Origin of the sequence: Alkalibacterium sp. MB6 (genome assembly GCF_009935905.1) — a bacterium.
Classification (GTDB): domain Bacteria; phylum Bacillota; class Bacilli; order Lactobacillales; family Carnobacteriaceae_A; genus Alkalibacterium.
In genome coordinates, this window is the sequence record NZ_PREX01000025.1 from 23,657 (window position 1) to 34,247 (window position 10,591).

7 protein-coding genes are annotated in these 10,591 nt (G+C 38.6%); all 7 read left to right on the plus strand.

Annotation, left to right across the window (positions count from 1 at the left end):
- Positions 1 to 39 precede the first annotated feature (39 nt).
- Entirely contained in the window at positions 40 to 1,194 is a 1,155-nt protein-coding gene (dinB, locus tag C3945_RS09610) for a DNA polymerase IV (protein WP_161879469.1), read from the plus strand.
- A complete protein-coding gene (locus C3945_RS09615; RefSeq protein ID WP_161879470.1) occupies positions 1,184 to 2,488 on the plus strand; it encodes a DRTGG domain-containing protein in 1,305 nt (434 codons plus the stop codon). The genes dinB and C3945_RS09615 overlap by 11 nt, the downstream gene beginning before the upstream one ends.
- Positions 2,489 to 2,577: 89 nt before the next feature.
- Entirely contained in the window at positions 2,578 to 3,534 is a 957-nt protein-coding gene (locus tag C3945_RS09620) for a DHH family phosphoesterase (RefSeq protein ID WP_161879477.1), read from the plus strand.
- 94 nt (positions 3,535 to 3,628) lie between these two features.
- Positions 3,629 to 5,752: a PBP1A family penicillin-binding protein gene (locus C3945_RS09625; RefSeq protein WP_202623340.1), complete on the plus strand. Its 2,124-nt coding sequence runs from the start codon at positions 3,629 to 3,631 to the stop codon at positions 5,750 to 5,752.
- 139 nt (positions 5,753 to 5,891) lie between these two features.
- On the plus strand, positions 5,892 to 6,233 hold the full coding sequence (locus C3945_RS09630; protein ID WP_161879471.1) for a YlbF family regulator: 342 nt from the start codon (positions 5,892 to 5,894) through the stop codon (positions 6,231 to 6,233).
- A 127-nt stretch (positions 6,234 to 6,360) separates the two neighbouring features.
- On the plus strand, positions 6,361 to 7,599 hold the full coding sequence (locus tag C3945_RS09635) for a metallophosphoesterase family protein (RefSeq protein WP_161879472.1): 1,239 nt from the start codon (positions 6,361 to 6,363) through the stop codon (positions 7,597 to 7,599).
- Positions 7,589 to 10,408 carry an ATP-binding protein gene (locus tag C3945_RS09640; protein WP_161879473.1) on the plus strand — a complete coding sequence of 940 codons (2,820 nt, stop codon included), beginning with the start codon at positions 7,589 to 7,591 and terminating at the stop codon, positions 10,406 to 10,408. Before C3945_RS09635 ends, C3945_RS09640 begins: the two co-directional genes overlap by 11 nt.
- Positions 10,409 to 10,591: the final 183 nt, after the last annotated feature.

Consider the following 10,591-nt stretch of genomic DNA (forward strand, 5'->3'; position numbering starts at 1 on the left):
TATAATAGCTTAAAAGAAGGCTTGTGACAGGAGGTTTATATGAAGTATGGTATTTTGCGTTTTGATGAACCTAAACGAGACACGTCTCGAAAAGTTATTCACATCGATATGGATGCCTTTTATGCCTCGGTTGAAATGAGAGAAAATCCGTCGCTAAAAGGCAAGCCGGTCATCATAGCCAGACATCCAAAAGAAACTGGCGGAAAAGGTGTCGTAGCGACTGCTAACTATGAAGCCAGAACCTATGGGATTCATTCCGCCATGAGTGCTCAAAAAGCCTTTGAGTTATGCCCACAAGGGGTATTCATACCAGCTAATTTTACACTTTATAGAGAAGTGTCAGAACACATGCACCGTATATTTAAACGGTATACCGATAGAATTCAACCTTTGTCACTTGATGAAGCGTATCTAGATGTGACGGAAAATTTTATTAACCAAAAAAGTGCGACGATTATTGCCCGACAGATTCAAGAGGACATCAATCGAGAGTTAAATCTAACCTGTTCTGCGGGCGTATCTTATAATAAATTTTTAGCTAAGTTAGCAAGCGATTATAAAAAACCAAACGGTATAACCGTTATCCCTCCTGACAAAGCTCAAGAATTTTTATGGGAGATGCCAATTGAAGCATTTCATGGTGTAGGCGAAAAGTCTGTTGAAAAGATGCATGGCATGGCCATATTTAATGGACGGGACCTTTATGAAAAAGATGAACTGACCTTAGTTCAAGCCTTTGGTAAAATGGGTCACTCTCTTTACCAGAAAGTACGGGGAATAGACGACAGCGAAGTCAAAAATGATCGAGAGCCCAAATCAGTTGGAAAAGAAACAACTTTTTCAGAGCATCTAACTACTGAAAACGAAGTGGTACAGTCTCTTCGGTCTCTCGCTCAAAAAGTCATGATAAACTTGAAACGAAAACAAAAGCATGGAAAAATAGTTGTACTTAAAATTAGGTACGAAGATTTTGAGACGTATACAAGAAGAAAGTCCTTTCCAGATTATATCCGTGACGAAGAAGAACTCTTTCAAGTCGCTCTTTCCATTTGGGAAGAAGAAAATGATAGTCGAGGGATTCGGTTGCTAGGCATTACTGTCACAGGACTGGAATCAGTCATCTATGAGACGATCCCTTTGCCTTTATGGAAAGAAAGTTACAGCGAAAGGAATAAGAGCAAACATGAAGACTAAACATGAACAAATCTTGGAATTCATTGAATCCTTGCCTATTGGAGAAAAGCTGTCTGTCCGTTTAGTTGCAAAAGAGTTAAAAGTGAGCGAAGGGACAGCGTACCGAGCAATTAAAGAAGCAGAAAATAGTGGATTAGTCTCAACTATAAAACGAGTAGGAACGATTCGAATTGAATCTAAAACAGGTGAACACATCGAAAACTTGACATTTGAAGAAATTGTTAATATAACAGATGCAGAAGTACATGGTGGTCTATCTGGATTAAAGAAAACACTAACAAAATTCGTTATTGGCGCCATGACTGAAGAAGCCATGTTGCGCTATATATCGGAAGAGTCATTGATGATTATCGGTAACAGAGAAGAAGCCCAGCAACTGTCTTTAGAACATGGCGCCGCTGTATTGATTACTGGGGGATTTAAACCTAGTCAGCGAGTGATTGACATAGCAAATGAAAAAGAATTGCCGCTGATTAGTACCTCTTATGATACCTTTACAGTAGGGACCATGATTAATAGGGCCATGACCGATCAACTCATTAAAAAAGAAATAGTCCGAGTTCAATCAATTTACACCCCTTTGGAGCACACACAGTACCTAAATAAAGATGACACAGTTTATACTTACCGTATGTTAAATGTAAATAGTAGTCATTCTCGTTTTCCAGTCGTTCACTCAGATAATAGGCTCGTTGGTATTGTCACTGCTAAGGATGTAGTTGGAAAAGAGGATCACGTGCCTATTGAAAAAGTGATGACAAAAAATCCTGATCACGCTAAAAAGCATATGAGCGTGGCGTCCATTGCCCATACCATGATTTGGGATGGGTTAGAGGTTATGCCAGTTGTATCTGATGAACTCACTTTAATAGGGATTATATCCAGGCAAGACATTATGAAGGCGATGCAGTCGATTCAAAAGCAGCCACAGTCAGGTGACACCATATCGGATCAAATCAACCAGTTAATTAATGAATCCGACAATGATCAATTCACTTTTTCAGTCACTCCACAAACGACAGATAATATGGGAACTATTTCATTTGGAGTGTTAAGCGAAGTGGTAACAGAAACGGTATATAACCACTTAGCAAGCCGCAATAAGAAGAATTTGGTTGTGGAGCAAATGAACTTGCATTATTTCAATATGATTCAACTAGGTAATGAGTTGACAATAAAGCCATCTATATTTGATGAAAATAGACGATCAGCCAGGCTGGATGTTCAAGTGTTTTCAGAAAACACACTCGCTGCTAAAGCAGTAGTTGTGTGCCAATTGATTCAAAAAAAATAAATGAGTGAGTATAAAGCATCATGTATTGATGTGGTAAACAGACAAAAGGAGCAATTATATTGAGATTATTATCGAAGAACAAAGAGGACATGCCAATAAAAAAAGACGTTTGGGATATCATTGAAAAATGGGATAGAATCATTATTCATCGTCATGTTCGACCTGATCCGGATGCTATTGGCTCTCAATGTGGATTAAAGGAATTAATTAAGGCAACTTACCCTGAGAAAGAAGTCTATGCAACAGGAGCCAATGTTGATGATTTAGCATACTTGGATGAGATGGATGAGGTTTCTGAAGATTTATATGAGCAAGCATTAGTAATCGTGACAGATACGGCTAATATTAAACGGATTGACGGCGATTATTATAAATTAGCTAAACAATGGATAAAAATTGACCACCACCCATTGGATGATTCATACGGTGAAGTGGAGTGGGTCAACACAGAAGTTAGTAGCTGCAGTGAGATGATTGCTGATTTATGGTTAAGCTTTCCAGAAAAAATCAAGATGACTGCTAAAGCTGCACGACTACTATATGCAGGAATCGTTGGGGACACCAATCGGTTCCTTTACGATGCAACGTCGCCTTATACGATGCAAATTGCTGCTGAATTAATGACGTATCCTTTTTCTCATACTGAAGTAAACAATCAGATGAACGTGATTAAGCCTCATACAAGTAAGTTAATGGGCCACGCTCTAGACAAATTTGAATTGTCAGATGACGGGGTGGGTCACATTATGCTAACTCAAGATATATTGAAATCTTTAGGAATGGATGATAAAGACACACATGCGATTGTTCCTCTTTTAGGAAAAATAGAAGGGGTTTGTGTTTGGGCAGTGTTTGTTCAGCAGTCTGATGGGGCTTACCGATGCCGTTTAAGATCAAAGGGTCCAGTTATTAATACGGTCGCTCAGAATCATGGCGGTGGTGGGCATCCATTGGCAAGTGGCGCTCATGCAAAAGACGAGAAAGAACTGGAGCAAATTTTGTTAGAATTGAAACAACAGGTTGAAAACTACTCAAAAGAGTCATAAATCATTCCTAGGTCCGAGTACAAGCTGTTTACTGTATGCTACTATAGAAGAGGAACTATTCAACCATCGACACATAGATATAGAGGGACGTTTTATGAAAACAAAAAAATTACAAGATATCTTTGAAAGAAAGTTAAAGCAACTGTGGAACTATCTTGGTCCTTTATTGAGTCGCTTTTTCATAGTGACCAAGAGAAAATGGAAAAAATACCATGTGACTAAAGTGCTTATCCTATCAGCATTGACAATTGCATTAGGATTTAGCATATATCTGGCCATATTGGCTCGATCGGCAAACGTCAATACGCTAAGAGTTGGTTTAGAACAATCAACGACCATTATTGACGAACAGGGAGAAATAGCGGGGACTCTATATGCCCAAAAAGGGACGTATACAGATATAGAAGAAACCTCTCCTCATATCATAGATGCCATTATTTCTACGGAAGATCAACGATTTGAAAAGCATAGAGGGTTTGACCCTATCGGCTTGGCCCGTGCTGCATTTGGCTATGTAATCAATCGTGGTCAAATCGTTGGTGGGGGAAGTACCATCACCCAACAATTAGCGAAAAATGCTTACTTGTCTGCTGATCAAACCCTTATGAGAAAGTTTAGAGAACTGTTTTTAGCTATAGAGATAGAAAAGCATTATTCCAAAGATGACATTTTAGAAATGTATTTAAATCATGCGTATTTTGGTAATGGGGTTTGGGGAGTTGAAGATGCTTCGATGAAGTATTTTGGTAAGTCAGCCGATGAGGTGACAGTACCAGAAGCAGCTACGATAGCGGCTATGCTCAAGGCACCAAGCCGTTATAACCCTATAGATAATTATGAACGGTCGATCGAACGACGAAATATTGTCTTGAAATTGATGACAGATACTGAAGTCATTACTGAGGAAGAAAAAACGACCTATCAACAAACTGAACTACATTTGGTGGATCGATATAATAGTGAAAATGGGTACCGTTACCCTTATTACTTTGATGCAGTCATCAATGAAGCGGTCAATAAATATGATTTTGAAGAAGAAGATTTATTGAATAAGGGCTACACTATATATACGTCGTTAAACCAGACTCACCAACAGCAAATGGATGCGGCTTATGCAAATAATGCCCATTTGATTGAAAAAGCTGCAGATGGCACATCTGCTCAGAGTGCCTCGGTCGCTTTAAACCCGGATACTGGGGGCGTAACAGCTGTTTTGGGTGGCGTGGAAGGTTATACCTTCCGAGGGTTTAATCGTGCAACACAGATGCGAAGACAGCCTGGTTCAGTAATTAAACCGCTTGGGGTCTATACCCCAGCATTGGAAGCTGGATACACGCCTCACTCTCTGTTAAAAGATGAGTTACTGGCTTATGGTTCGACTGAATACACGCCGACCAATTTATCTGGAGAGTATAAAGGGGAAGTTCCCATGTTTGAGGCAGTAGCAAAGAGTTACAACGCCCCAACGGTTTGGCTCCTCAATGAAATTGGGATAAGCAAAGGGGCTAGAAAACTGGAGCAATTTGGTTTGACCGTGACAGATATGGATAAGCAGTCGCTCGGGAATATTTCTCTTGGAGGAATGGAGCGAGGGGTGAGTCCTCTTGAATTAGCCAGTGCCTACAGTGTGTTTCCTAATGACGGACAAAAAGTAGACCCGCATTTCATTGTGAAAATCGTGGATGCAACCGGTGCTATTGTTGTTGATAATACCTCACCTAAAAGCAGACGAGTTGTTTCTAAAGAAGTGGCAGAAGAGATGAACAGTATGCTGTTAAGTGTCTTTGAAAATGGGACAGGGCAGCAAATAAAGCCAGCAAACTTTGACGTAGCTGGTAAAACGGGAACCACTCAGTCTACAAATGGTCAAGGCAATTCCGATCAATGGATTGTAGGTTATACGCCTGACTTAGTTATAGCGAGTTGGATGGGCTTTGATAAAACAACAGACCAACACTTTTTGACGAATTACAGCTCACAAGGCGTGGGTAGAATCCTGAAAGCAAAGTTGGAAATGATCTTACCGTATACTGAACAAACCACATTCTTAGTGGAAGAAGCCGGACATGATTATGTTGAAGAAGGATCGACCTTTGTTGATCAGTTATCCGAAGGTATGCAAGAAGCAGGAAAAGCGATTAAAGAAGGCGCATCAGTTATTCAGGAAAAAGCAAGTCAGTGGTTCAACCAATTCCGCGACCAGATGAACGGAGAATAAAGGCGGTAAGCATAAAGATAGACATGGAATAAGCAGCATAAATCAGTGGATTCTTTTCTGGTAAGAGCCACTTATTCATGATAAACTGAATAAGATGAAATAACGTTCTCAAAAAGAACGATAGGGAAGGGATGAAAGCATGTCAGTTAATATTTATGATACTGCTAATCAGTTAGAACAGGATTTAAGAAATTCAGAGGAGTTTGCCGAATTAAAACGCGCATTCGCAGCAATTAAAGAAGACGAAGAAGCGAATGGTGTTTATAATGAATTCCGACAAGTTCAGCAACTCATTCAACAGAAACAAATGATGGGTGAACAAGTAACAGAAGAAGAAGCAAAACAAGCCCAGACTATTTCTGAGAAAATTAACGAAAATGAAGTGATTTCTCAACTCTTAGAAGCGGAGAAACGCGTCGGGACAATGATTGACGACATTAATCAAACCGTACTAAAACCAGTTAGAGAATTATATCAATAAAACCATTGAAAAAGGACTTACTTGTCAAGGTAGGTCCTTTTCTAAAATGGAGGAAAGAACATACGTACCCATCATTAATTAAGAAACAATAAATACTTAACAAAAGAGAAGAAGGGAGGAAATGCTGATGATACAGTTTATTCACGCCGCCGATTTACACTTGGACAGCCCGTTTAAAGGGTTGAGGCGCATACCAAAAGAGCTTTTATCGACAATTAAGCAGGCGACCTTTGATGCACTGACTAAAATTGTGGATGAAGCCATTTCACATCAAGTGGATTTCTTACTAATTTCAGGAGATATTTATGATGTAGAGGACAGAAGTATTAAAGCGCAAGTTGTGCTTAAAAGAGAATTAGAGCGATTAATACCGCATAATATTCACGTGTTTATTATTCATGGTAATCACGACTACCAAACAAGTCAGCAGGATCATTTAGCTCTACCAGAGAACACGCACGTCTTTCCAAATACGGTTGAGACGATAGAGACAACCACTAAAACTGGAAAACGAGTAGCCATTACTGGTTTCAGTTATGATAAGAAATGGATTGAAGAGAGAAAAATAAGTGAGTATCCAACTCGGCATCCTCAAGTGGATTATCATATTGGCCTTCTTCATGGTTATGCGGAGGGACAACAGACGGATCATGCTCGTTATGCACCGTTTTCATTTAACGAGTTGCGTCAAAAACAATATGATTATTGGGCATTGGGTCATATTCACAAGTTTCAGCAGTTAGCTTCTGATCCCTTAATCTATTACAGTGGAAACCCTCAAGGCAGGCACCGGAAAGAGGAAGGAGAAAAAGGATGTTTGCTTGTTGAATTAAATGAACCCAACAAGCAGGTTACCTTTTTGCCAACTGCTCAAGTGATTTGGACAAATATCGAGGTGGACTTAACAGAAAAAACGACTCTAAACAGTATTTTTGAAGCTGTGAAAGAGGCTGTCAGTCAAGATGAAAATACCTTTAGCCTTATCACCCTCCACTTAACGGTGTCCAATGACCTGCCTTCATCTGTTATAAAAAAATTGGAACAACTTGACTTTTATGAGGCCTTACAGCTGTATTCTGAGCAGTCATTCCATTATATTGTTGAAAGTAAAGTGAGCGTCCAGGCCGGAGAGAATGAAGTGGTATCCTTGAAAAAGGTATTTCCTACTGCTTGGGAAACGGCCATTGAAGAAATGAAAAAAAGTAAGGCATTTAATATAGAAACAGATGAACTTTATAATTCTTATGTTCATTCTAAGTATTTAAATCCCCGCGACGATAGGTATAGAAATGAGATTGTTGAAAGAGCAATGAATCTGCTCTTACAAGATTTAGGGGATAAAGAAGGTGCGGAATATGAAGATTAAACGAATAGATATATACGGTTATGGAAAATGGGTTGATGAGTCATTCGAACTCGAATCTCCATTTCACTTGTTTTATGGTCAAAATGAAGCAGGGAAATCCACTTTAATGTCCTTTATTCATAGTATATTCTTTGGTTTTCCCACTAGACATAGCTCCGCTTCCCGTTATGAACCAAAAGACAGTAGTCGCTACGGCGGCAAATTGACTATCGAGGATAAACGGTTTGGAGACGTTGTTATTGAGAGAGTCCCAGGGAAAGTAACAGGTGACGTAACAGTAACATTGGAAGACGGAACCGTTGGAGATGACAAATTGCTCTCAGTTCTCTTACGTGACAAAGGTCGTTCCTTTTTTGAACGCATCCATTCTTTTGATTTGAAAGGTTTAGAAGCCATTGAGCAGATGAATAGCGAACAAATTAATCGCTTTTTCTTGAGTATTGGTGCGTTTGGCAACGAAACATACTTATCAACAGCTGATCAATATAAAGCTAAAGCCAGCCAATTATTTAAACCAACTGGTCGTAAGCCATTGATTAATGAACAATCAGTTATATTGGAAAAGAAGCAACAAGCGATTATAAAAGCAAAACAAAAAAATGAGGACTACATACGTCTCATTAAAGAAACAAGTGAACTCGAGGATTCTTTGAGCGAATTAAAAATGAGGAAAGAAGCTTTAAGGGAGCAAGTAAGTAACTTAGTAGAGTTCACTAAAGAAATAGAAACAATTAATGAAATCAAAGAGTTGTCGAGTGACATTGACAACTATTCTCAACCCGACCTACCTGAGGATGGTTTATTTAAACTAAAACAATTGAATGAAGATAGTTCGAATTTTAGAGAAAAAATAGAAGCATTACAATTGCAGCAAAAAGAATTGCAAGAAGACTATCGACCGTCTAAAGAACTCATTCTTTATCAAAGCCATGAAGAAGAGTTAAAGAGTTTTGCAAAAGAATTGGATCATTATGAGGCATTGGTTCAACAAATAGTTATTCAACAGCAGGAAGTTAGCTCGATAGCCAACCAATTAACTGAAACAAAAATTCGTGAACAGTTGCCACTCCACGATGCATTGCCAAAAGAATGGTCAAATTCTGACTGGGAGGCCTTTAAAAAGCTGAAGCAAACATCCAAACAATTAAACCAGTCAAAAGAAGAATTAAATGAAGCAATAAAAGCTTTGCATTACCGTATTGAAATGAATAATGATCGAATTGATTCGATTGAACAAGCTATGTGGCCATTAGATACCTTTAAAGAGATAGAGAAACGAGCGGAAGAAAACGAGACTAATGAAGCTGAAACATCTTCTGGATTACCTTTACTTCCTTTAGCGATGGGCGTTTTAACATTAATTAGTAGTGCGTTATTCTTCGTTAATAACCAGCCTCTCTTTCTACTGATTGCGTTCATCAGTTTAGTCACAGGGATTATAGCCTATAAAAAAACAGAAAAACCGATAAAAACAACCTTCTCTTCAGAAGAATTGAAACAGTACTATGAACAAAAGAGTTTGAGAGCGCAATGGAAAGAGGTATTGGCTTTAAATGACCAATTGCAACAAGAGAAGGGAAATAAAGAAAAAGAAAGAGACGACCTTGAGCCGTTGATTCTGTTAACTAAAGAAGATTGGGATAGGTGGAAACAGCAGATGGGCTTACCGCCTGTTTTGTCCATGGAACAAGTCGAACAAAAACAAGCTTTATTCTATGATTTAAGAAAAATGCAGCACCGAAGAACAGACTTAGAAGCAAGTATGAATGAGCATATTTCCAAGCTGAGTAATAGATTAAAGCAGCTGAAAGGTTTAAGGGAGCAGACAGAAGCAGATGATGATCCGTTAACTCAATACAAAAAAATGAAAGAATGGATAAAAACAGTTGAAGTAGAGTTAGATTCTCAAAGGGAATACGTTAAATATACAGAGTCAATTCAGCGGGATATCACTCATTATGTCAAGCAAGAACAAGCAAGTCGAAAAGAAAAACATGCATTATTACGCTCCGCAGATGCGATGAACGATGAGGAGTTTTTCCAGAGGTACCACAAACAAGACAAGGTAGAAGAAAAGAAACAGAGAATGAGCATGTTAAGAGAGAAGCTGCCTGAAATCAATTCAGAAGTTGAAGCTTTAACTATTGATACAATCCAAGAGGATTTGACGGTTAAGAAAGCAGAAATAGAAGAGGTTAAATCAATTGAAAATCAACATACAAGGCGGTTGATGGAGCTAGACATCTTACGAAAAGAAATAGAAGACGGAGGCACTTATTTTGATTTACTTCAAGAATTTGAGAATGAGAAAAGTGCGTATCAACAAACGGTTGATGAATGGAATGTACTAAAAGTCGCCGCGTCTCTCATAGAGGAAACCTTGAATCACGCAGTTGAAGACAAGATGCCTCAAACCATTGAAACAGCAACAACTTACTTCCGTTTTTTAACTGACAATCACTATAAGCAGATTATAATGGATGATCACTTGATTCTGGTCACTCGGCAAGATGGCAAGCAGCTGGATGTGAAAGAATTATCGAGAGGAACAGTCGAACCGCTCTATATCGCTCTTCGGTTAGCTTTCATTAAACACTCTAAAGACAGCATACAGTTTCCAATCATTATTGATGATAGTTTTGTCAATATGGATCAGACTAGACTGGAGCGCATGTATCAGCTGTTAATGGATTTTGATGAGGATCAGCAAATTATTTATTTCTCATTTGATCAAACAATCCTGTCATATATTGCTTCAGAAACGTATACTAATCTTAACAAGCGGCTACAAAAACTTAAAACCATTTGAAGAGTTTATGAGTTCATTCTCGTGACTTTAGTCGTGAGTAAGCGATTTCGCATGTTTTTTTATTTCTACATATGATAAAATACATGTAGAGGTGATTATGGTGAAAAAAGCACTAAAAGGAAGAGGTTACGTCTACTATATTCAGTACCATATAGTATGGTGTGTAAAGTACAGAAAGCCGAT